Source organism: Pseudomonas sp. LRF_L74 (assembly GCF_965644255.1).
In the GTDB taxonomy this organism is placed as follows: Bacteria; Pseudomonadota; Gammaproteobacteria; order Pseudomonadales; family Pseudomonadaceae; genus Aquipseudomonas.
Genome location: NZ_CBFFRH010000007.1, coordinates 201,948 through 221,556, shown reverse-complemented (window position 1 = coordinate 221,556; position 19,609 = coordinate 201,948). Strand labels below are relative to the sequence as shown.

The 19,609-nt window shown below is 63.9% G+C and carries 21 protein-coding genes; 5 read left to right on the top strand and 16 right to left on the bottom strand.

From position 1 onward, the window contains the following. Positions 1 to 3 precede the first annotated feature (3 nt). Positions 4 to 720: a 4-carboxy-4-hydroxy-2-oxoadipate aldolase/oxaloacetate decarboxylase gene (locus ACSZPK_RS19030; RefSeq protein WP_437883092.1), complete on the bottom strand. Its 717-nt coding sequence runs from the start codon at positions 718 to 720 to the stop codon at positions 4 to 6. Then, on the bottom strand, positions 717 to 1,490 hold the full coding sequence (gene galB / locus ACSZPK_RS19025; RefSeq protein WP_437883091.1) for a 4-oxalmesaconate hydratase: 774 nt from the start codon (positions 1,488 to 1,490) through the stop codon (positions 717 to 719). Before galB ends, ACSZPK_RS19030 begins: the two co-directional genes overlap by 4 nt. Before the next feature lie 142 nt (positions 1,491 to 1,632). On the opposite strand from galB, the gene ACSZPK_RS19020 reads away from it, so the two are divergent. Further along, positions 1,633 to 2,835 (top strand): LysR family transcriptional regulator, encoded by a 1,203-nt coding sequence (locus tag ACSZPK_RS19020; RefSeq protein WP_437883090.1) that lies wholly within the window; start codon positions 1,633 to 1,635, stop codon positions 2,833 to 2,835. Positions 2,836 to 2,844: 9 nt separating this feature from the next. On the opposite strand, the gene ACSZPK_RS19015 is transcribed toward ACSZPK_RS19020, so the two are convergent. The 5 genes from ACSZPK_RS19015 to arsC all read right to left on the bottom strand — a co-directional run bounded on the left by ACSZPK_RS19015 (position 2,845) and on the right by arsC (position 7,063). Then, positions 2,845 to 4,101 carry a gallate dioxygenase gene (locus tag ACSZPK_RS19015; RefSeq protein WP_437883089.1) on the bottom strand — a complete coding sequence of 419 codons (1,257 nt, stop codon included), beginning with the start codon at positions 4,099 to 4,101 and terminating at the stop codon, positions 2,845 to 2,847. A 20-nt stretch (positions 4,102 to 4,121) separates the two neighbouring features. Continuing rightward, positions 4,122 to 5,459 (bottom strand): MFS transporter, encoded by a 1,338-nt coding sequence (locus ACSZPK_RS19010; protein WP_437883088.1) that lies wholly within the window; start codon positions 5,457 to 5,459, stop codon positions 4,122 to 4,124. Positions 5,460 to 5,704: 245 nt separating this feature from the next. Next, positions 5,705 to 6,115 carry a DUF2069 domain-containing protein gene (locus tag ACSZPK_RS19005; RefSeq protein ID WP_437883087.1) on the bottom strand — a complete coding sequence of 137 codons (411 nt, stop codon included), beginning with the start codon at positions 6,113 to 6,115 and terminating at the stop codon, positions 5,705 to 5,707. Then, the gene (gene wrbA, locus ACSZPK_RS19000; RefSeq protein ID WP_437883086.1) at positions 6,108 to 6,713 is read right to left on the bottom strand and encodes an NAD(P)H:quinone oxidoreductase; all 606 of its coding nucleotides are present in this window, start codon (positions 6,711 to 6,713) and stop codon (positions 6,108 to 6,110) included. Before wrbA ends, ACSZPK_RS19005 begins: the two co-directional genes overlap by 8 nt. Continuing rightward, positions 6,710 to 7,063, bottom strand: a complete 354-nt coding sequence (gene arsC / locus ACSZPK_RS18995; RefSeq protein ID WP_437883085.1) for an arsenate reductase (glutaredoxin) — start codon at positions 7,061 to 7,063, stop codon at positions 6,710 to 6,712. The genes wrbA and arsC overlap by 4 nt, the downstream gene beginning before the upstream one ends. 156 nt (positions 7,064 to 7,219) lie before the next feature. On the opposite strand from arsC, the gene ACSZPK_RS18990 reads away from it, so the two are divergent. Together ACSZPK_RS18990 and ACSZPK_RS18985 are read left to right on the top strand one after the other, a co-directional pair. Then, entirely contained in the window at positions 7,220 to 8,452 is a 1,233-nt protein-coding gene (locus tag ACSZPK_RS18990; protein ID WP_437883084.1) for a YihY family inner membrane protein, read from the top strand. A gap of 229 nt (positions 8,453 to 8,681) precedes the next feature. After that, positions 8,682 to 8,855 (top strand): hypothetical protein, encoded by a 174-nt coding sequence (locus tag ACSZPK_RS18985; protein ID WP_437883083.1) that lies wholly within the window; start codon positions 8,682 to 8,684, stop codon positions 8,853 to 8,855. A gap of 5 nt (positions 8,856 to 8,860) precedes the next feature. Here ACSZPK_RS18985 and ACSZPK_RS18980 read toward each other — a convergent pair whose 3' ends face one another. Together ACSZPK_RS18980 and ACSZPK_RS18975 are read right to left on the bottom strand one after the other, a co-directional pair. Then, positions 8,861 to 9,244, bottom strand: coding sequence for a hypothetical protein (locus ACSZPK_RS18980; protein WP_437883082.1), 384 nt, complete (start codon positions 9,242 to 9,244; stop codon positions 8,861 to 8,863). Positions 9,245 to 9,348: 104 nt separating this feature from the next. After that, positions 9,349 to 10,758, bottom strand: a complete 1,410-nt coding sequence (locus ACSZPK_RS18975; protein ID WP_437883081.1) for a PilZ domain-containing protein — start codon at positions 10,756 to 10,758, stop codon at positions 9,349 to 9,351. Positions 10,759 to 10,787: 29 nt separating this feature from the next. Between ACSZPK_RS18975 and ACSZPK_RS18970 the strand changes: the two genes are divergently transcribed. After that, positions 10,788 to 11,255 carry a TlpA disulfide reductase family protein gene (locus tag ACSZPK_RS18970; RefSeq protein ID WP_437883080.1) on the top strand — a complete coding sequence of 156 codons (468 nt, stop codon included), beginning with the start codon at positions 10,788 to 10,790 and terminating at the stop codon, positions 11,253 to 11,255. 65 nt (positions 11,256 to 11,320) lie between these two features. On the opposite strand, the gene ACSZPK_RS18965 is transcribed toward ACSZPK_RS18970, so the two are convergent. The 5 genes from ACSZPK_RS18965 to ACSZPK_RS18945 all read right to left on the bottom strand — a co-directional run bounded on the left by ACSZPK_RS18965 (position 11,321) and on the right by ACSZPK_RS18945 (position 16,964). Then, positions 11,321 to 12,274 carry a hypothetical protein gene (locus ACSZPK_RS18965; protein WP_437883079.1) on the bottom strand — a complete coding sequence of 318 codons (954 nt, stop codon included), beginning with the start codon at positions 12,272 to 12,274 and terminating at the stop codon, positions 11,321 to 11,323. Between the two features lie 10 nt (positions 12,275 to 12,284). Then, positions 12,285 to 14,000, bottom strand: coding sequence for a proline--tRNA ligase (locus ACSZPK_RS18960; protein WP_437883078.1), 1,716 nt, complete (start codon positions 13,998 to 14,000; stop codon positions 12,285 to 12,287). A 126-nt stretch (positions 14,001 to 14,126) separates the two neighbouring features. Next, positions 14,127 to 15,230, bottom strand: a complete 1,104-nt coding sequence (locus ACSZPK_RS18955; RefSeq protein WP_437883077.1) for an enoyl-CoA hydratase/isomerase family protein — start codon at positions 15,228 to 15,230, stop codon at positions 14,127 to 14,129. An 11-nt stretch (positions 15,231 to 15,241) separates the two neighbouring features. Further along, the gene (locus tag ACSZPK_RS18950; RefSeq protein WP_437883076.1) at positions 15,242 to 16,060 is read right to left on the bottom strand and encodes an enoyl-CoA hydratase; all 819 of its coding nucleotides are present in this window, start codon (positions 16,058 to 16,060) and stop codon (positions 15,242 to 15,244) included. A gap of 70 nt (positions 16,061 to 16,130) precedes the next feature. Continuing rightward, on the bottom strand, positions 16,131 to 16,964 hold the full coding sequence (locus ACSZPK_RS18945; RefSeq protein ID WP_437883075.1) for an HDOD domain-containing protein: 834 nt from the start codon (positions 16,962 to 16,964) through the stop codon (positions 16,131 to 16,133). Positions 16,965 to 17,067: 103 nt separating this feature from the next. On the opposite strand from ACSZPK_RS18945, the gene ung reads away from it, so the two are divergent. Continuing rightward, positions 17,068 to 17,760 carry a uracil-DNA glycosylase gene (gene ung / locus ACSZPK_RS18940; protein ID WP_437883074.1) on the top strand — a complete coding sequence of 231 codons (693 nt, stop codon included), beginning with the start codon at positions 17,068 to 17,070 and terminating at the stop codon, positions 17,758 to 17,760. 94 nt (positions 17,761 to 17,854) lie between these two features. Here the strand turns inward: ung and ACSZPK_RS18935 are convergent, their stop codons facing one another. Continuing rightward, on the bottom strand, positions 17,855 to 18,709 hold the full coding sequence (locus ACSZPK_RS18935) for a DUF6279 family lipoprotein (RefSeq protein ID WP_437883073.1): 855 nt from the start codon (positions 18,707 to 18,709) through the stop codon (positions 17,855 to 17,857). Between the two features lie 106 nt (positions 18,710 to 18,815). Beyond that, complete coding sequence (locus ACSZPK_RS18930) at positions 18,816 to 19,571, bottom strand: substrate-binding periplasmic protein (RefSeq protein WP_437883072.1); 756 nt, start codon at positions 19,569 to 19,571, stop codon at positions 18,816 to 18,818. Between the last annotated feature and the right edge of the window lie 38 nt (positions 19,572 to 19,609).

Below are 19,609 nucleotides of genomic sequence, written 5' to 3'. Positions count from 1 at the left end.
CGCTCAGTCGTCCAGATCAATGAGGCTGTCGACGTAGCGCAAGCCCTTCTCGGCGAGGCGCGGGCGCATGGCGTAGATGTCCAGGCCCAGCTCGCCGGCGGCCAGGCGCAGGCGTTTCTGCTCTTCGAGGTCGGCGCGTTTGCTGGCGGCTTGCAGCACCTGCTCGGCTTCGTCGTGGCGGACCACGACCACGCCATCGTCGTCGGCGATCACGATGTCGCCCGGATTGACCAGTTGCCCGCCACACACCAGTGGCAGGTTCACCGAGCCGAGGGTCTCCTTGACCGTGCCCTGGGCGCTGATCGCCTTCGACCAGACCGGGAAGCCCATCTCGCGCAAGGTATGGCTGTCGCGGATGCCGGCCTCGATCACCAGGGCGCGCACGCCGCGCGCCTTCAGCGAGGTGGCGAGCAGGTCGCCGAAGTAACCGTCGGTGCACGGCGAACTGGGTGCGACGACCAGCAGGTCGCCGGGGCGGCATTGCTCGACGGCGACGTGGAACATCCAGTTGTCCCCTGGTGCGACCAGCACGGTCACTGCCGTGCCGGCCAGGCTCGTGCCTTGCTGGATCGGACGAATAGCGCTGTGCAACAGGCCTTTGCGACCTTGTGCTTCGTGCACCGTGGCCACGCCGAGGCGGCCGAGGGCGTCGATGATTGCCTGCTGCGCACGGGGGATGTTGCGCACGACGATGCCGGTCTTGCCGATCAGGGCGCTCATGCCAGGTTCTCCGTGACGCGTGGGAAGATGCTCTGGAAGCCTTCCGCGTAGACGATGTTGCGGGTGCTGGCGATGCCGACGTTGCGCTTGGCCTGCACGCCGCGTTGCAGGGCGACGCGGGTGTAGTACTCCCACAGGTGTTCCTGGCCGGCCATGCACTGGATGGCGGCGTATTTCTTGTCCCAGACCTCGGTGATGTCGAGGAAGGTGTCCGGGCGCCATTCGCACTGCTCGGGCTGGTGCGGTTCGAAGCAATACACCGGCGGTGCACCGATGATTTTCTCGCCAGGTTTGTAGCCTTCGGCCTGGGCGATGATGCGCGCTTCCTGGGCCAGGTTGGTGGCCAGCGGGTGGTCGTAGTTGTACGGGTCTTTCAGCGAGTGGGTGAGGACGAACTCGGGCTGCACGCGGCGGTAGACGTCGGCGAGGCGGAACAGCACATCGGTGTCGGCGCGCATCGGGTAGTCGCCGATATCGAAGAACTCGACACTGGCGCCCAGAATGTCGGCAGCCGCCTGGGCTTCCTCACGGCGCGCGGCCTTGACCTTGGCTTCGCTCATCTCGCCCTTGCGCCACAGTTTGGCCGATTCACCACGCTCGCCAAAGGACAGGCAGACGATGTGCACGGCATAGCCCTGGGCGGCGTGCTGGGCGATGGCGCCACCGGCGCGCCAGACGAAGTCGGCGGAGTGGGCACTGACCACCAGGGCGGATTTTTCCAGTGATTGCATGTTCGGTAGCTCCTGCGGGGGATGACGGCAGGATGTCATCGGGGGCCGGGGCGGACTAATGCATTCACCTTGTACGGGTATGCGTTTTATTTATTGAGGTGTGCGTTGTTGCGGCGCATAGTCCCGCGTTCCGGGGCTGTGGCGCTACCATGGCCGAAACTTATGTGGCGGGAGCCGAAGAATGGAGCGCGAAGCGCTACCCAGCCTGATGCAGGTCCGCGCGTTCGTGCGGGTGGCCGACCTCGGCAGCGTGTCGCGGGCCAGCGAGGCGCTGTTCCGGGCCCAGTCGGTGGTCACCCGGGCCATTTCCGAATTGGAGATCTGGCTGGATGCGCTGCTGTTCGAACGCCACGCCAATGGCATGCGCCTGACCGAATACGGCAACTGTGTACTGCCGCGCGCGCGCCGCGTGCTGGCCGAGCTGGATGAGGTTCCGCGCCTGCTCGGCGCCGCGCCAGTCGAGCCGCTGTACCTGTTCCAGGCACGCCGCCTGGAGATTTTCGTCAAGCTCTGCGAGACCCGCCACATGCAGACCGTGGCCAGCCACTTCGGCCTCAGCCAGCCGGCCGTCAGTTCGGCGCTCAAGGTGCTGGAAGGGGGCTGTGGCGTGTCATTGTTCGAGCGTACGCCGCGTGGCCTGCAGCCGACCCGGGCCAGCCACGAGATCGTCTTCCCGATCCGCCGCGCGCTGAACGAGTTGCGCCATATCCACAGCGATCTCAGCGCCATGCGCGGCAGTCTCAGTGGGGTGGTGCACGTCGGTGCATTACCGCTGGGACGGACGCGCATCCTGCCTGAAGCCATCGTGCGGCTGACCCGTATGCATCCAGGCGTCAGAGTGATCACCAATGAAAGCCCGTTCGACCTGCTGGCCACCGAGTTGCGGGCGGGGGATGTGGATTTCGTCTTTGGCGCCGTGCGCTCGGCCGACTACGCCAGTGACCTGACTGGCGAGGCGCTGCTCACCGAGGAAATGTTGCTGCTGGCGCGCAAGGGCCACCCCTTGTTGCAGCGCGAGGTGATGCTGGCCGACCTGGAACGGGCGCGCTGGGTGCTGCCGCGCGCCGGCTCGCCGGCGCGCCACTTGCTGGATGCGCGCTTCGAAGCGTCCGGCATGGCCGCGCCCTGGCCGGTGGTGGAAAGTGGCGACCTGGCGATCATCCGTGGGCTGCTGCTGGAGTCGGATATGCTGGCCGCTGTCTCCACGCACCAACTGGAGTACGAGATCGACTCGGGCGAGTTGTGTGCGTTGCCGTTGCAACTGAACGACACGACCCGCCCCATCGGCATGACTTATCGCAATGGCTGTCTGCATTCGCCTGTCGCGGCGGCATTGATGACCTGTGTTCGTGAGGTCATCAGCGAGCAGGCGAACTTCGAATAAGCCAGTCTTTCAGCGTTTGCCGGCCACCGAGTAGGTCACCTGCTGGTTACGCGTCTTCATGAAGTCCTCCAGGCTCTGGCCACGCATGGCGGCGTAGATGTTCAGGTTGGACGTGCCGACCACCGCGGCGAGTTTCTCCAGGACGAAGAAGATCGCCCCGTAGTGGATCAGCCCGCGCCAATCGCGGCGGCGTAGCAGGTCGCGTTCTTCCTCGTTGAGCGCGGCCTCCTCGAACAGCGCCTCCGGCTCTTCGAGAAAGCGCAGGCGCCACTGCGGCTCGATCATCCGGTGCAGGAACTTGTTGATCCGGTAGCCCTTGGCGCTGCGCTCCAGGGTGTAGGGGTAAGTGCCTTGCAGGTGTTCGGCGCCGGCCAGTTGCTGGCGCATGTGCTGGCGATGGCGTTCGTGGACCGGCGCCGGCACCGGGCGATCCTGGTTTTCCAGAATCAGCGTGGCGATACCGGTCATCGAGGGCAGGTAGTAATCCTGGTGCAGCTTGTTCACCTGGGCGGAGAGGGCGCCGCGCATGATCAGCCACATGATCACCTCGGCACCCTCCATGCCGCCGAGGGTGGCGTATTCGGCCTGGGTCATCCCGGTCAGGCGCTCGGGGTCGTTGACCAGCAGGTCGAGGAACTGAGCGTCCCACTCCGGGTTGTTGAAGCCGCAACGCTCGCCGTGGACCTGGTGCGACACGCCGCCGGTGGCGACGATGGCGACCTTGAGGTCTTCCGGGTAGCTCTCGATGGCCCGGCGCAGCGCCTGGCCCAGCTTGTAGCAACGGCGTGCGGTAGGGATCGGGAACTGCAGCACGCCGATCTGCAGCGGCACGATCTGCAATGGCCAGCCGTTTGCGTAAGGCAGCAGCGCCGACATCGGCGAGAAGAAACCATGATCCAGCGGCTTGTCGCGGAAGAAGCTCATGTCGAACTCATCGGCCATCAGGCTTTCACCGATATGCCGCGACAGCGCCGCGTGTCCGCCGATCGCTGGCAACTGGCGCGGCTCGCCACCTTCGTCGGCGACCTCGTAGCGCTCGTCCACGCCAAGGCTGAAGGCGCCGTAGTGGTCGAAGAAGAACGAGGTGATGTGGTCGTTGAAAATGTAGAACAGCACGTCGGGCTGACGTTCTTCGAGCCAGGCGCGGATCGGCTCGAAACTCTTGAAGATCGGCGCCCAGGCGGCTTCTTCCTGCTTGTCGTGGTCGACCGCGAAACCGATGGTCGGTGTATGTGAAACGGCGAGGCCACCAATGATGCGTGCCATGCGAACTCCTTGGATTCAGGTTATTGCGCGACCAGGGTTTGTGCGGCGCGACGGCGGGCGTGGCCGTTGGCCAGGATCGCCAGCGCCGCGACGAATGCCGGCAGGCCGAGGACGGTGAACAGGACGGGTACGCCAAAACCGAAGCCGAGGATCGCGCCGCCGATGAGTGAACCGAAGATGCCGCCGAAACGCCCGATACCGAGCATCCAGCTCACGCCGGTGGCGCGGAATTCGGTCGGATAGTAACCAGGGGCGAAGGCATTCAGGCCGGTCTGCGCCCCGCTCATGCAGAACCCGGCAAGGGCCACGCCCACCGCCAGCAGGCTGGACTCCAGGCCCATGCTGCCCAGCGACAGGATGCACACGCCGCCGAAGGCGTAGGCGATGGCGATCACCCGGTTGGGGTTTTGCCTGTCCATGATCCAGCCCACGACGAGGGCGCCCACGGTACCGCCGATCTGGAACAGCCCGGTGATGGTGGCGGCGCGCTCGATGGACAGGCCCGCATCGCGCAGCAGGGTCGGCAGCCAGCCCATGGTCAGGTAGATCACCACCAGGCCCATGAAATAGGTGGTCCACAGCGCCAGGGTGCCGAGGCGATAACGCTCGATGAACAGCATGCGCACCGGCGCCTTGTGCTGCAGGGGCGGCTCGCTGACGGTAAAGCGGGTGCCCTCGGCGAAACGGCCGCCGAGTTTGCCCAGGGCGGCGGCGATCCGCTGCGAGGGTGCCTGGCGAGCGGCAAGGAAGCGGGCCGACTCGGGCAGGAGCAGCCACAGCAATGGCAGCAGGATCAGCGGCAGGATACCGCCGGCCAGCAATACCGCGTGCCAGCCATGGTTAGGGATCAGCCAGGCGGCCAGAAAACCGCCGAGGCCGGAGCCCAGGTTGAAACCGGTGAACATCACGGTGATCAGGAACGAGCGGCTGCGCTCGGGCAGGTACTCGGACAGCAGCGTGGTGGTGTTGGGCAGTGCCGCGCCCAGGGCAACGCCGGTCAACAGGCGCAGCACCGCCAGCTCGATGGGGTTCCGCGCGAAGGCACAGGCTACGGTGAGCAGGCTGAAGCAGGTGACGGCGATCAACAGTACGCGCTTGCGACCGATACGGTCGGCATAGGGGCCGGCGGTCAGCGCGCCGATGGCCAGGCCGACCATGCCGGCACTCATCACCGGGCCGAAGGCCGCGCGGGACAAGCCCCATTCCTGCATCAGCGATGGGGCGATGAAGCCCATCACCGCGACGTCGAAGCCATCGAACAGGACGATCAGGAAACACAGGGCAAGGATCAGCCATTGATAGGCCGAGACCGGACGATTGTCGATCCAGTCTTTGACGTCGACAGGTTTGTTGAGCATGTTCGTTCACCTTTTGTTCTTGTCGTGGTGAAGTTCCGCGGGCGTCGAAAAGCCGATGCCCACAGGGAACCACCCTCGCCATTGCATGGCGTGGGGCGACTGTAAGCCCGCGATGCCTGGGCATGCCTCTGGGAAATCTTTAAGCAGGTATCCCTTTTGCTTATGGGCGCTGGCCTGGGCTGGCCGGCGAGGGGAGGGCGACCGCCCGGCTCATCGACAGCAGGGCCGGGTCTGGCCCTGTCACGTCATTGCGCGTTGGCCGACGTTGCCCGCTCGTACTGAAAACGCCAGCGCGTATACAGCAGGGCCGTGCAGAACAGGCTGGCGCTGATGATCGACTCGAGAAAGCCGAACACTGCGTTGGCGGGGTCGAAGGCTGCTTGCACGCCCTGGATGAAGTAGAGGTTGACGACGAAGCAGGTCCAGGCGTGGGCCCGAGGGCTGGCGGCGATCAGTCCGGGAGCGAGGATCGCCAGGGGCAGCAACTGGACGCTGGCGATGACCCAGGCGCGTGCGCCATGCAGGTCGGCGACCAGGCTCCAGATCACCAGCAGCACGACCAGGGCGGCAAAGCTGAACAGGCTCAGGGCGCGGCTCAGTCGCACCCGTGGTTGCAGCCAGTCGGGGCTGGGCAGGGGGTTGTCGCGTCTAGCCACGTTTGCGCTCCAGTTGCGCGGCGGTGGTTGCCAGGCGTTTGCCCAGGGCACGGCACAGGCTGGTCTCGTGTTCGTCGAGCGGCCGCTTGCCATCGCTGCCGGCGTGATGGCTGGGGCCATAGGGGGTGCCGCCGCCACGGGTTTCCAGCAGGGCGCTTTCGCTGTAGGGGAGGCCGCAGACGAGCATGCCGTGATGCAGCAGCGGCAGCATCATCGACAGCAGGGTGCTTTCCTGGCCGCCGTGCAGGCTGGAGGTCGCCGTGAACACGCCGGCCGGTTTGCCGACCAGTTCGCCGGTCAGCCACAGGCCGCTGCTGCCGTCGAGGAAGTATTTGAGCGGTGCGGCCATGTTGCCGAAGCGTGTCGGGCTGCCCAGGGCCAGGCCCGAGCAATGCTTGAGATCGTCAAGGCTGGCGTAGGGCGCGCCGTCTTCCGGCACGTTCGGCGCAGTTGTTTCGCAATCCGCCGATACCCCCGGGACCGTGCGCAGGCGGGCTTCCACGCCCGCGCTTTCGACGCCCCGGGCGATCTGCCGGGCCATCTCGGCGGTGGCGCCATGGCGGCTGTAGTAGAGGACCAGGATGTAGGGCGCGCTCATGGCAGCAGCTCCAGCACTTTCTCTGGCGGCCGGCCGATCACCGCCTTGTCGCCGACGACGAGAATGGGGCGCTCGATCAGCTTGGGATGCTTGCTCATGGCGTCGATCAACTGTTCGTCGCTCAGGCCGTTGTCGGCCAGGTTCAATTCGCGGTATTCGTCTTCGCCGGTACGCAGCAACTGGCGGGCGCCGAGACCGAGCTTGCCAAGCAGGGCGCGCAGTTCGGCGGCGCTGGGCGGGCTTTCCAGGTAGCGCACGATGCTCGGCGCCAGGCCGCGTGCCTCGAGAATTTCCAGGGCACCACGGGATTTCGAGCAGCGCGGGTTGTGATAGAGCGTCAGATCGGTCATGGACAGGTCGCCTCAGGCCTAGGGTGGGCGCTATTCTACGCGTCTCGCCACGGCAGGCGACCGGGGCTGTGGCGTTTCGCCGCGACGGAACCCTGGTCGCCCGCTGGTGCCTGAGTGCCGGTATGGCGAGTCTCATTCAAGCGTTAAGGAGCAATGATGCGGCAACGCATGGTCGAAACCGTGGATTTCTGGCGTTTCCTGCTGCGGCGTTTTTTCGCCGATCGGGCGATGCAGGCGGCTGCCGGTCTGACCTACACCACGTTGTTCGCCGTCGTGCCGATGATGACCGTGACCTTCGTCATCCTCTCCGCGGTGCCCGCGTTCCAGGGCATGGGCGAGGATATCCAGGGCTTCATCTTCCGCAACTTCGTCGCTTCGTCGGGGGCGACCGTGCAGGGCTACCTGCATGACTTCATCACCCAGGCGCGGCGCTTGACCTGGGTCGGGGTGGTGCTGCTGGCGATGACCGCGTTCATGATGCTGCTGACCATCGAGAAGGCGTTCAACACCATCTGGCGCGTGCGTGAACCGCGTCGTGGCGTGTCCAGCTTCCTGCTGTACTGGGCGATCCTCAGCCTTGGCCCGCTGCTGCTCGGCGCCGGCTTCGCGGCCAGCACCTACATCACTTCGCTGTCGCTGCTGTCGGGTCCCAATGCGGTGATCGAGGCGCGCACGGTGCTGCGTTTCGCGCCGCTGCTCACCAGCATGGCGGCCTTCACCCTGATCTATGCGACGGTGCCGAACACCCGTGTGCCACTGCGCGATGCGCTGCTGGGCGGGGTGTTCACCGCCGTGCTGTTCGAGGTGGCGAAGTGGCTGTTCCGCCTTTTCGTCAGCTTCTTCCCGGGCTATCAGTTGATCTACGGCGCATTCGCCACAGTGCCGTTGTTCCTGTTGTGGGTCTATGTGTCCTGGCTGATCGTGCTGTTCGGCGCCGAGCTGGTGTGCAACCTGTCTTCTTCCTACGAGTGGCGGCGCAAGAACTTGCCCAGGGTGCTGGTGCTGTTCGGGCTGTTGCGCCTGTTCCATGATGGGCAGCAGCGCGGCAAGGCACTGCGCCATGGCGATGTGCAGCGCGAAGGCTGGCTGCTGCAGGAGCATGAGTGGGAGGAAATCCTCGAATTCCTCGAGGATGAGCATCTGGTCTGTCGAGTCAGCGGTGGCGACGGCTGGGCGCTGTGCCGCGACCTCGAGCATTTCAGCCTGCATGCCCTGCTGGTCCGCTGCCCCTGGCCGATTCCCCGGCCTGACCAGTTGCCGGATGACCTCGATGAAGCCTGGTATCCGGCCTTCCGCGAAGCCCTGAAGGTGCTGGATCGACAAAAGGCCGAGCTGTTCGGTGAAAGCCTGGCGACCTGGCTGCGCGGTGAGCAGCGCCCAGCGGAGTGACAAAAAAAGTCAGTTTCGGCTGGGAAGGATTGTCTTGTTCCTGGCACTGGCAGCCGCCAGCTTCAGGCAACGAGGGCTCGGAGTACCCTGGCCGAGGCTAAGGTTCGCTTCTATCTTCCCTCGCGCACGATCTCTTCCTCGGATTCCGGCTACGCTCGATCTGTATCGGGGTTGGCACATTTCTCGCTAATTCCTCGAGGCAACCGTTCAGCCGTTGCTGGGAGGCATCATGAGTAGTACGGAGCGCAAGGTCATCCATCTGCACGAGCGCGATTTGCAAGGCGCGCTGGAACGCTTGAATCGCATCACCGGGCTGACGTTCACGCGTTGGCCGCAGTCGCTGCTGGTTACCCAGCCCGAGCCCGCGGTGATCGAGCAGCCCAGGGAGGCTGATATCGCCTGATTCTTTCAGGCAAATGCTGGCTTGGCTTGGCCGCCAGGCAGCTCGACGGGCTGCACGAACAGCTCTTCCACGATCAGGTTCTTCACTGTTACGGCGCAGCGCAGGCGAATCTGCATGTCTTCGATGCGCTGTTTCACTGGCAGACGCGCGATGCCTGAAAGCATCACTTTTTTATAGCTATTGATCGTGCTGTGGTCGACCATTATTTCGCGCTGCTGCCGCCCATCGACGTAGCTGACCAGTAGTGACACGGGCAGCTCGGCCAGTCCCGGCAGGCTCAGCCAGGTGGCCACGTTGAACTCGACGATCCCGCTGTCACGGTGCGCCATGGCCGCGTCGACGATGGCAGCAGGCACCGTGCCGATCAGCGAGTCGGGGATCTGCGACATAGTCGGTCTCCGTTGTGTTTGCTTTGGGGGCATCGATTATAGGTGCGCCTTGTCCCCAGAAAATGTGCGGTTGGCCGTCACTTTGTGTGATCCTGGTCACGATCTCAGGCCAGGCGCAGCGGATAGCGTGCCACCGAAGGCGTCTCCAGGTTGCTGGCCGGCAGCGGCAGTTCAGCCTGGTTGTTGACGTTGGCCAGTTGCAGCCAGAGGTTTTCCCCTTCGACGAATTGCCCGGTCGGCAGCCACAAACCATGGTGCCAGTTGCTGCCTGGCGCGGGTGTACTTTGCAGTACCGCCGGGTGTGTGTGGGCGCTGGGCGTGCGTCTCAGCCAGGCCGGGCGGGGCAGGCCTTTCAGGTAACGGAGCCCAAGGTGCAGGCCGTCGGCATTCAAGTGGCGCCACCTGACCAGTGCCAGGCTTGGTGTGCCGCGATGGGTCAGCACCAGCACCAACTGGCCCACGGGCAATTGCCCGCTCTGGTCGTCGGGACAGAGTAATCGGGCACCGCCCGGGCTGGCGTCGAGCATTTGCACGCTGCTGATCGGCGGGCGTTTTTCCAGCAGTTGTGCATGGATACTCGGCAAGCCGACCGCGAGGTTGCAGGTGACGTTGAAGTCCGCGCGTGAATGCCGGCGCCGCTGGCGCCCGGACCAGTGCACCTGAATGCGGTCGAGCAATTCGTGTTCGGCCTGGCTCTGCAGGGGCGCAGGGTCGCTCAAGGCGACCAGCAGCGGGCCCAGTTCCAGGCGCCGCAACTGGTCGCTGGCGGGTTCGGTGATGGGTTCGGGCAGCAGGTAGGCCTGGGCCTTGTTCAGGTCGACCAGCGGTCCTTCGCTTTCTTCTTCCTCGTCCCAGGTCGTGAGGCGTGCAAGCGCCGCCAAAGGAGTGAGGGCACTGAACAGCAGCAGGCATTCACCTTCTTCCAGGTGGAACGGATCGCTGAGGGCCAGCAGTAGCCCTTGCTGGTAGATTCCACGCAAGGTGTTGGCGGCGGCGGGGATGAAGGCTGCGGCGATGGGTTCGTCCAGGCACTGTTGCTGTTCGGCGATGTGATACAGGGTATGGCTGTCTTGCCAGAGATTCGCTGGCGGCTCCTGATAGAGCTGGTAATGACGCAGCAGGGCCTGCACCACGAAATGCTCGGCCATGTACAGGCACCAGGCCAGGTGCGGGCGCGAGGGGTGGCGGCTCTGCATGATCTGTAGCAGCAGGTGCTTGAAGCCAATGGCGAGTTCGCCGCACAGGCGCAGGAAGACCCGCGAGGGTTTCTCGTGGCCCTGATAGGCCATCGCGTAGTGCCGGTATTCTTCGCTGAAGCTTTGCAGCACGCGCTGCCTTTCCAGTAAGGTCATGGCGCTGCGGTTGAGGCGGAACAACAACGCCGCCATCTGCTGCTGGCCTTGTTCGGTCGATTGGGCGCGCGCTTCGCTCAGCAGCCAGCCGAGATCGGCCAGGGGAACGCTGTTCTCTTCAAGAAGGTCAGGTACATCGAGACGTGAGGCATCCAGCGTCATATCAACCCTGTGCGTACGAGGAAAAGGACATGGGAGTGCGGTTCCGGTTAATGGCGTGTCTGTTGTCCGCAATTCTAGTCAGTGGCTGCAGCGACGACATGGGCATGGATCAACATGGTCAGACGTTAACGGCAGCGCAATTCGAAGGCCAGTGGCTGATCATCAATTATTGGGCTCAATGGTGCATACCCTGCCGCACCGAGATACCTGAGCTTAACGCGCTCAACGCGCAATTGAAGAGCCGTGGCGCACAAGTCCTGGGGGTCAACTTCGACGGTTTGCAGGGCGAGGCGCTGCGCGATGCGGCCGACACCTTCAAGATCGCGTTCACCGTATTGGCGAGCGATCCGGCGCAACGCTATGGATTGCCCCATAACGATGTGTTGCCCGTGACCTACATCGTCGATGGCAAAGGCAAGCTACGCGAACGACGCGTCGGCGAGCAGACGGCGGCGGGGTTGCTGGAGCGCTTGGAGGCACTGCGCAAGGAGGGATAAGCCAGCGGCGAGCTCCAAGTGAAAGCAAGATGAACAAGAGTCAGGCTTTTGCTCGTGGCTTGGAGCTACTCTTCCCGGTCTTCGCCTGGATCGGCCGCCAGACGCCCGGCATCCTTCATCAACTTGCCGAGGAACTCCTTCTGCAGTTCCGGATCGTTGCGGGTCAGTTCGATCAGGCTCTGTTCCAGTTCGCTGGCTTCTTCTTCCAGGCCCAGTTCCGACAGGCGCTTGACCCGATGGACCCACTGGTAGACCTCGTCGTCCTCCAGGTCGTCGAAGATCAATCGGTGGGCTTCCTGCAACTTGCCGCGCAGGTTGTGGCTGACCAGCAATGGCGCATCGGCGCGGGTATCGTCGCTCGGGTCTTCGATGCTCAGCAGCAGTGATCCGACCTGGCGCAGGTCCTGCTCGGCGAACGGATCGTCGAGCAGGTTCAGGCGCAGGATACCGCCGCGATCGGTCGTCAGCTCGTGAGTCTGGTTGCCCGCCTTGACCGTAACCGGCCGGTCGGCCCAGGGCAGGCTGGAGTACTCGGTGCGCTTGTCGAGCTGTTTCTCGTCGATGCTTGCCAGGTTCTGCTCGGAGCGGCCATTGGATTCGACGTTCATCGCCGGGTTGATGCCGGCGAAGCCGTAGCTGATCCAGTCCTTGGTTGCCGTATCGGGCAGGCGTCCGAGCATTGCCACGTTGAGAATGTTGGCCCCGACCCCGGCAACGATGGCCACTGCGCCCAGCGGTATTTCGTAGACCTCGCGCCAGGGCTGGTAGGGCGTATAGCGGTCATAGCGGCGGGTGACCTCGAACTCGGTGACCTCGAAGGTCTTCTGTTCGTTGATCCTGATGCGCCGCTGTGGCAGTTCCAGCACCTTGGGCTCGCCCACATCGATCTGCAGGCTGTGATCGAGCAGCTTGCGCTCGATGCGTTCCTCCTGCTCGCTGCGCTGAGGCAGGTGGTTGGCGCAGCCAGAGAGGAGCAGGGCGCCGAGCAGGGCGGCGCCTATACGGTGGGGCGTGTGCATGATGAGTGAATCAGCGTCCGATACGGGTTCCGAGGAAGTTCAGCACATCATTGGCCGGCACGGACTGCGGCTCGGGTTCACGACGGCTCTTGTATTCCAGATTGCCTTCGGCGAGGCCACGCTCGCTGATGACGAGGCGATGCGGAATGCCGATCAACTCCATGTCGGCGAACTTCACCCCGGGGCTGGTCTTCTTGTCACGGTCATCCAGCAGCACGTCGTAGCCGGCTGCGCTCAGCTCGGCGTAGAGGGCGTCGGTGGCCTGGCGCACGCTTTCGTTCTCGTACTTCATCGGTACCAGGGCGACCTGGAATGGCGCCAGGGCGTCGCTCCAGATGATGCCGCGCTCGTCCCAGTTCTGCTCGATGGCGGCGGCGACTACGCGGGAAACGCCGATACCGTAGCAGCCCATGGTCAGGGTGATCGGCTTGCCGCTCTCGCCCAGCACGGTGCATTTCAGCGCTTCGCTGTACTTGGTGCCGAGCTGGAAGATGTGGCCGACTTCGATGCCGCGCTTGATCACCAGGGTGCCCTGGCCATCCGGACTCGGGTCGCCCTCGACGACGTTGCGCAGGTCGGCGACGGCAGGAACCGGCAGGTCGCGTTCCCAGTTCACGCCGAAGTAGTGCTTGTCGTCGATGTTGGCACCGATGGCGAAGTCGCTCATCAGCTCCACCGAGCGGTCGATGATGATCGGCAGCGGCAGGTTCAGCGGACCGAGGGAGCCGGCGCCGGCGCCGATGGCGGCGCGCAGTTCGGCATCGCTGGCCATGGTCAGCGGGCTGGCGACCTGCTCCAGGTTGGCCGCCTTGATTTCGTTCAGTTCGTGGTCGCCACGTACCACCAGGGCGATCAGCTTGCCTTCCTCGGCGGCGTGCACGATCAGGGTCTTGATGGTCTTTTCGATCGCCAGGCCGTAGCCCTCGACCAGCGCGGCGATGGTTTTCGCGTCGGGAGTATCGACCAGGCGCAGTTCCTCGGTCGCGGCCGGGCGGCTCTTCTCGCGCGGCAGGGCTTCGGCCTTCTCGATGTTGGCGGCGTAGTCGGAAGTATCGCTGAAGGCGATATCGTCTTCACCGGAGGCGGCCAGCACGTGGAACTCGTGGGAGCCGGTGCCGCCGATGGAGCCGGTGTCGGCCTGTACCGGGCGGAAGTTCAGGCCCAGGCGGCTGAACACGTTGCAGTAGGCCTGGTGCATGCGGTCGTAGGTTTCCTGCAGCGAGGCCTGGTCGGCATGGAAGGAGTAGGCGTCCTTCATGATGAATTCTCGACCGCGCATCAGGCCGAAGCGCGGACGGATCTCGTCACGGAACTTGGTCTGGATCTGGTACATGTTGATCGGCAACTGCTTGTAGCTGTTCAACTCGTTGCGCGCCAGGTCGGTGATCACTTCCTCGTGGGTCGGGCCGACGCAGAAGTCGCGGCCATGGCGGTCCTTGATGCGCAGCAGCTCGGGGCCGTACTGCTCCCAGCGGCCGGACTCCTGCCACAGCTCGGCCGGCTGGATGGCCGGCATCAGCACTTCCAGGGCGCCGGCGGCGTCCATTTCTTCGCGCACGATGCGTTCGGCCTTGCGCAGCACGCGCAGGCCAAGTGGCAGCCAGGTGTAGAGGCCGGATGCCAGCTTGCGGATCATCCCGGCGCGCAGCATCAACTGGTGGCTGATGACCACGGCGTCCGAGGGCGTTTCTTTGAGGGTCGAGAGCAGGTACTGACTGGTGCGCATGTTGGGTCGCTATGTCGGTTGCTTGAGCGGTGGCCGGCATTGTACGGCGCTCGCCGGATGGCGTACAGGCAGACTCAGCCGCAAGCTACGAGCGGCAAGCCAGGCACGTGAAATGACGGCCTGCCCTTATAGTAGGGCGAGTGGGTGGTCGCCCTCCCAGGCTGGCTGGAAGTGGGCTTCGATCACTGCTGGCGGGATATGGGCGATGTCCGGCCAGTGCCAGCGGGGCTGTTGGTCCTTGTCGATCAGGCGCGCGCGTACGCCCTCGGCGAATTCCGGATGGCGGCAGCAGTTCAGGCTCATGGTGTATTCCATGCGCAAGACATCGGCCAGCGACAGATAGCGTGCTCGGCGCAATTGTTGCCAGACCAGGCTGGCGGTGACCGGGCAGCCATTGGCCAGGGTCTGCGCTGCCCTGGCCAGCAAGCTGTCACCGTCGTTTTGCAAGGCGCTGAGCGCTCGCCAGGCAGACGCTGCATCGGTCACATCGAGCAGCTCATCGATGCGTGCCTGGCGCGGCAGCCATTGTGCGTCGGGCTGGCTCGTGCGGGCATCGCTGGCCAGGGCGCGCAGCAGGCTATTGAGTTGCAGGGCCGGTTGTTCTTGCCAGTTGAGCTGGACCAGGCCTTCCAGCAAGGCATCCTGCTGGTCGTCTCGCAGGAAGCGATCGGCCAGGCCAAGGTCGAGCGCATCACGGCCATTGATCGATGAGGCGGTCAGGCCGAGAAACAGGCCCAGCTTGCCCGGCAGGCGGTTGAGGAACCAACTGGCGCCGACATCCGGATACAGGCCGATGTTTATTTCCGGCATGCCCAGGCGACTGCTTGGCGTGACGATGCGGATGTTGGCGCCTTGCAGCAGGCCCATGCCGCCACCGAGCACATGGCCGTGGCCCCAGCAGATGAGGGGCTTGGCAAAGCTGTGAAGCTGGTGGTCGAGTTGATATTCGGCGGCGAAGAAGCGTCGCGCCAGGGGCGGAACTTCCCCCAGGTGCTCGCGGCACTCATGGACCAGTTGCACGACGTCACCGCCCGCGCAAAAGGCTCGTTCGCCGTTGCCACGCAGCACCACGCAAGCGATCTGCTCATCGTCCGCCCACTCCCGCAGGCGTTCGCTCAGGGCGCCGATCATCGGCAGGGACAGGGCGTTGAGGCTCTTTGGCGCATCCAGGCTGGCGAGACCGATGCGGTAACCGTGCAAACCCGCACGTTCTTCGAAGTGCACGTTCATGGGTATCCTTATTATTTGTTGCGCCAGTGGGCTTCGCGTTTTTCCAGGAAGGCATTGACGCCTTCACGGGTGTCTTCGGCGTCGAACAGGTCGACGAAGCGTTCGCGCTCCTCGCTGAGCCAGGTATTCGGGGCGCGCTCGCGGGCACCTTGCAGCAATGGCTTGATCGCACGGATGGCGACCGGGCTCTGGCGGGCGACCTTGGCCGCGAGCAGCAACGCATGGCCACGGGCTTCGCCGCTGTCGACCACCTGTTCGACCAGGCCGATGCGCAGGGCGGTCTGCGCATCGACGCGCTCGCCGCAGAGGATCATGCGCTTGGCCCAGCCTTCGCCGACCAACCAGGGCAGTGCCTGGGTGCCGCCGGCACAGGGCAGCAGGCCTACCGCGGCCTCCGGCAGGGCCAGCATGGCGTGCTGTTCGGCGATCCGCAGGTCGCAGGCCAGGGCGCACTCGAGGCCGCCGCCCATGGCATAGCCGTTGATGGCGGCGATCGATACGCCACGGAAGTCACGCAGGGTTTCGAAGGCTTCGCCGAAGCGCCGGGCCATCTCGCGGGCATGTTCCCGGTTTCCATCGGCGAACAGCTTGAGGTCGGCGCCGGCGGAAAAGAACTTGCCGCCCTGGCCGGTCACCACCAGGGCATAGATGTCGTCATCGTGGTTGAGGTGCTCGACCACCTGTTTCAGGCCGATCAGCGAATCCCGGTCCCAGGTGTTGGCTGGCGGATGGTTGATGGTGATCAGGGCGGTATGGCCGTGGATTTCCACGGTCAGCTTGTGGGTCAGGTCGAACAGGCCGGGTTTGTAGGCTTCTAGGGCTGTGCTCATGAAGTGCTCTCGCGAAAGGGTTGATGACCAGCGGCGTGCCATGCGAGCGCCAGCAGGCCGCTGCTTGTGCTCATGACTTTACACCCAGGAGTCTTGACCAGAGTCGGATGCCGTCAGCCAGTTCCGTGCGAACCGCCACCGGATCGCGCTCGCCCAGCAGGCGCCGCCATGCCGGCAACAGCTCGAGGCTGCTATCGTCCTGCTCCTGCGCACTCAGGCGCAGGGCCACCTGGACCAGGTCGATCAAGTCGGCGGGGGGCTGATGTTCACGTTGCCAATGGTCGCGATGGCGGGCGCAATCGACCAATTCGGCTGGCAGCTTCCAGGTGGTCAGGACGATCACTCCGGTATCGGCAGACAACTTGTCGCACAGTTCCTGCAGTTTCTCTTCACTGGGCACCCGGCCTGCCCAGTCTTCGATTTCGTCCAGCAAGGGCAGGCTGCCGATATCCTGGATCAGGCCGGCAAGCATGGCGTCCTCCAGGGCGATCCGGGTGAAGGCTTGTGCCAGGCACGCAGCGTGGGCGGCACAGCGCAACGAGGCGCTCCAGCGCTGGCGGAATACTTTGACCAGGACCGGAGATTGTTTGGTGAACAGGTGCTGCAGGGTGAAGGTGAGCACCAGGTTGTTCAGGCGTTGCATGCCCAGGCGCGAGATGACGTCCTGCAGGTTACTGGCCGGGCGTCCACCCCGCAGCAGAGGGCTTTCGGCGAATTGCAGCAAGTAGGCTGCCAGTGGCGGATTACCGTGCAGCAAACGGGTGACCTGTTCCAGCGAGGCGTGATCAGATGCCAGCAGTTTGCGCAGGCGTAGCGACGTCTCGGGCATCTGCGGAACCTTGGCGTCGCCCTTGAGAAAGTTGAAGTAGAGGCTGTACTTCAGGCCTTCGGTTTGGCTTTCCATGGGATGTAGTCTCCGGTTCACTATCGTGCGACATCAGGCGTGCAGCCTTGACTTGCCTGGTGTGCTTGCTTAGCGTGCCGTTTTTCGTTGGGGATGATCAGGTATGAGCGTAGAAGATCGCATCAAACTCGAGCCAGGCTGGAAACAGGCATTGCGCGATGAGTTCGATGCGCCCTACATGACGGCCCTGGGTGATTTCCTGCGTAGAGAGAAGGCGGCTGGCAAGGTGATCTTCCCGCCTGGACCGATGATTTTCAATGCCCTGAATTCCACACCGCTGGACGCGGTCAAGGTGGTGATCATCGGCCAGGACCCGTATCACGGCCCGGGTCAGGCCCATGGCCTGTGCTTCTCCGTACAGCCTGGCGTGCCGGCCCCGCCATCCTTGCAGAATATCTTCAAGGAGCTCAAGCGTGACCTGAACATCGATATTCCCAGGCATGGCTGCCTGCAAAGCTGGGCAGAGCAGGGCGTGCTATTGCTCAACACCTCGCTGACCGTCGAGCAGGCCAACGCGGGCTCGCATGCCAACAAAGGCTGGCAGCCGTTCACCGACAAGGTCATCGAGGTGGTCAATGCCCGCCCGGGCAATCTGGTATTCCTGCTCTGGGGCGCTCACGCACAGAGCAAGCAGCGCCTGATCGATACGACCCGCCATCTGGTGCTCAAGTCGGCCCATCCCTCGCCGCTCTCGGCCCACCGTGGTTTCCTGGGCAACGGCCACTTCAGTCGCGCTAACAAGTACCTCGAACAGTGCGGCCTGGCACCGATCGATTGGAGCCTGCCGCCGCTTTGAGGCTGCGGCGGCCATTCGAATTTCTCGTTTCATGCAACGCTGGTTGGCCGAGCGTCCGTTCATGCAGCCGTGCAAGCTGAATCGTCAACAGAACCTAGTCTTTCGGGCAACTCAGGTTGGCCAGGTTGTCGCGCAGGTCGCCCAGGCTTTTCTTGAGGTGTTCGCGTTGCCTGGTATCGGCGCTGTTGAACAGGTCGGCGAATAGTTCGGCCAGAGCCTGTTCCGAGCGTTCGAACTGCTGGCGATAGGCAGGCGTCCAGAGCTCGTGGCGTTTCTGCAGGAGTTGGGCGATTCGCGATGGGAAGCTGTCCTGGTTCCGTTCACGCAAGGCGCTGATCAATTGCCGTTGCCAGACGATGCGGTTGTCCAGCCAGGCCTGGTTCTGTTCGCCAAGGCTCGCCGACCACTGGCCGATACGTTGACGTTGCCCAGCCGAAAGCTTGCCGAACCAGGGCTTGAGTCGTTCCTCCATGCGCTCGGAGCGTTCATCGACTTGCTTGTCCAGGGCCAGTTCCAGGTATTCCTTGTGCATTTTCTGTCGCTCTTCACCGAACCTGCCCTGCAACTCGTCGACCTGTTTGTCGCTCAGGCCGCGCAGCAGTTCGACGGTCGTGGGTGTGACCTGCATGGCAAGGGCATCGATGGCGTGGCGAAAATCGTCGAACTGGGCATTGAAATCGCCCATCGTGACGCTTGGCTTGTCTACCAGCTCGCGCGTGCGTTGCAGCCAGGCGGAATACGCTGGCAACTGAGTGGTGCAATGCCATTTGAGGTGCTCGCGCAGGCGCGGCTTGAACCAGGATTTCTGCTCGCCATCCAGGCTCAGGTAATCACCGAGCGCCCAGGGAATCAGCCAGTCGAGGTTGCGATAACCCAGGTCCAGGCGGTTGCAGGCGGCAACTGTCGTCATGAGTAAGAGCAGAAGGGCAACGCGCAGGCGTTTGGACATGGCTGTGCTCGGCATCGAGGGATGGCAAAGCTTAAGACAGTCGAGCGGCTTATCGTTCGGCAGGAAATATTCGCTAAAGAATGCCGTGTCGCGTCGGATTTCAGCGCTATGGAGTGCGGCTCAGTGGCCGCTCGATATCCAGTAGATAGCGGCTGACCTTGCCCGTTTTGCGCAGGCGTTCCAGGCCCCGGTTGAAGCGTTCGAGCAAGGTTTGGTTTGTCGATAGCCGACGAGACAGCAATAAATGCAGGGTGTCGCTGGACAGCGGCCGAGGGCTGAACGTCAACTGGCTGCGTTGGCTTTTTTCGAAGCGGTTGTACAGCAGATCCATGGCCACGACCTTGTCGATCGGAAAGGCATCGATCCTGCCGGCCAGCAGCATGCGCAGCCCCTGTTCCTCGCTGCCGATGCGCAGGAGCGACAGGCTGCCGTCGTGTTCCGCACGCTGTAGTGCCTGGCCGTAGTCGTAGTCGATGACTCCGGCCAGGCGCTGGCCCCGCAGGTCTTGCAGGCGTTGCCAGTCGATCGGGTGGTCCTTGCGGTGAAACAGGTAGTAGCTGCTGTCGATTACCGGCTCGCTGATCAGGAAGGCCTGGGCACGCTCGGCATTGCGCAGCCAGACCGCCGAGCCGGCAGCTTGCCCGCGCTCGGCAGTGAGCAGGGCACGCGCCCAGGGATAGAAGTCCCACTGTACCTGTACCCCTTCGAGGGCGAAGGCTTCCTCGATGATGCGCGAGGCCACGCCGTAATAGGGCAGATTCTGCCCCAGGTAAGGACTCCACTCGCCGTTGGTCAGGCGGATACTTTCTGCCCGAACGCAGCAGGCGAACAGCAGAACGTACAACAGCACTGACTGGCGCATCGGTTATCCCTCACCGTAAAGACCTGCCGTCCTGCGCA

Coding starts and splice junctions, on each gene's coding strand:
- ACSZPK_RS19030 (WP_437883092.1), bottom strand. CDS start 720: ATGAGCGCCCTGATCGGCAAGACCGGCATCGTCGTGCGCAACATCCCC.
- galB (WP_437883091.1), bottom strand. CDS start 1,490: ATGACATCCTGCCGTCATCCCCCGCAGGAGCTACCGAACATGCAATCA.
- ACSZPK_RS19020 (WP_437883090.1), top strand. CDS start 1,633: ATGGAGCGCGAAGCGCTACCCAGCCTGATGCAGGTCCGCGCGTTCGTG.
- ACSZPK_RS19015 (WP_437883089.1), bottom strand. CDS start 4,101: ATGGCACGCATCATTGGTGGCCTCGCCGTTTCACATACACCGACCATC.
- ACSZPK_RS19010 (WP_437883088.1), bottom strand. CDS start 5,459: ATGCTCAACAAACCTGTCGACGTCAAAGACTGGATCGACAATCGTCCG.
- wrbA (WP_437883086.1), bottom strand. CDS start 6,713: ATGAGCGCGCCCTACATCCTGGTCCTCTACTACAGCCGCCATGGCGCC.
- arsC (WP_437883085.1), bottom strand. CDS start 7,063: ATGACCGATCTGACGCTCTATCACAACCCGCGCTGCTCGAAATCCCGT.
- ACSZPK_RS18990 (WP_437883084.1), top strand. CDS start 7,220: ATGCGGCAACGCATGGTCGAAACCGTGGATTTCTGGCGTTTCCTGCTG.
- ACSZPK_RS18985 (WP_437883083.1), top strand. CDS start 8,682: ATGAGTAGTACGGAGCGCAAGGTCATCCATCTGCACGAGCGCGATTTG.
- ACSZPK_RS18980 (WP_437883082.1), bottom strand. CDS start 9,244: ATGTCGCAGATCCCCGACTCGCTGATCGGCACGGTGCCTGCTGCCATC.
- ACSZPK_RS18975 (WP_437883081.1), bottom strand. CDS start 10,758: ATGACGCTGGATGCCTCACGTCTCGATGTACCTGACCTTCTTGAAGAG.
- ACSZPK_RS18970 (WP_437883080.1), top strand. CDS start 10,788: ATGGGAGTGCGGTTCCGGTTAATGGCGTGTCTGTTGTCCGCAATTCTA.
- ACSZPK_RS18965 (WP_437883079.1), bottom strand. CDS start 12,274: ATGCACACGCCCCACCGTATAGGCGCCGCCCTGCTCGGCGCCCTGCTC.
- ACSZPK_RS18960 (WP_437883078.1), bottom strand. CDS start 14,000: ATGCGCACCAGTCAGTACCTGCTCTCGACCCTCAAAGAAACGCCCTCG.
- ACSZPK_RS18955 (WP_437883077.1), bottom strand. CDS start 15,230: ATGAACGTGCACTTCGAAGAACGTGCGGGTTTGCACGGTTACCGCATC.
- ACSZPK_RS18950 (WP_437883076.1), bottom strand. CDS start 16,060: ATGAGCACAGCCCTAGAAGCCTACAAACCCGGCCTGTTCGACCTGACC.
- ACSZPK_RS18945 (WP_437883075.1), bottom strand. CDS start 16,964: ATGGAAAGCCAAACCGAAGGCCTGAAGTACAGCCTCTACTTCAACTTT.
- ung (WP_437883074.1), top strand. CDS start 17,068: ATGAGCGTAGAAGATCGCATCAAACTCGAGCCAGGCTGGAAACAGGCA.
- ACSZPK_RS18935 (WP_437883073.1), bottom strand. CDS start 18,709: ATGTCCAAACGCCTGCGCGTTGCCCTTCTGCTCTTACTCATGACGACA.
- ACSZPK_RS18930 (WP_437883072.1), bottom strand. CDS start 19,571: ATGCGCCAGTCAGTGCTGTTGTACGTTCTGCTGTTCGCCTGCTGCGTT.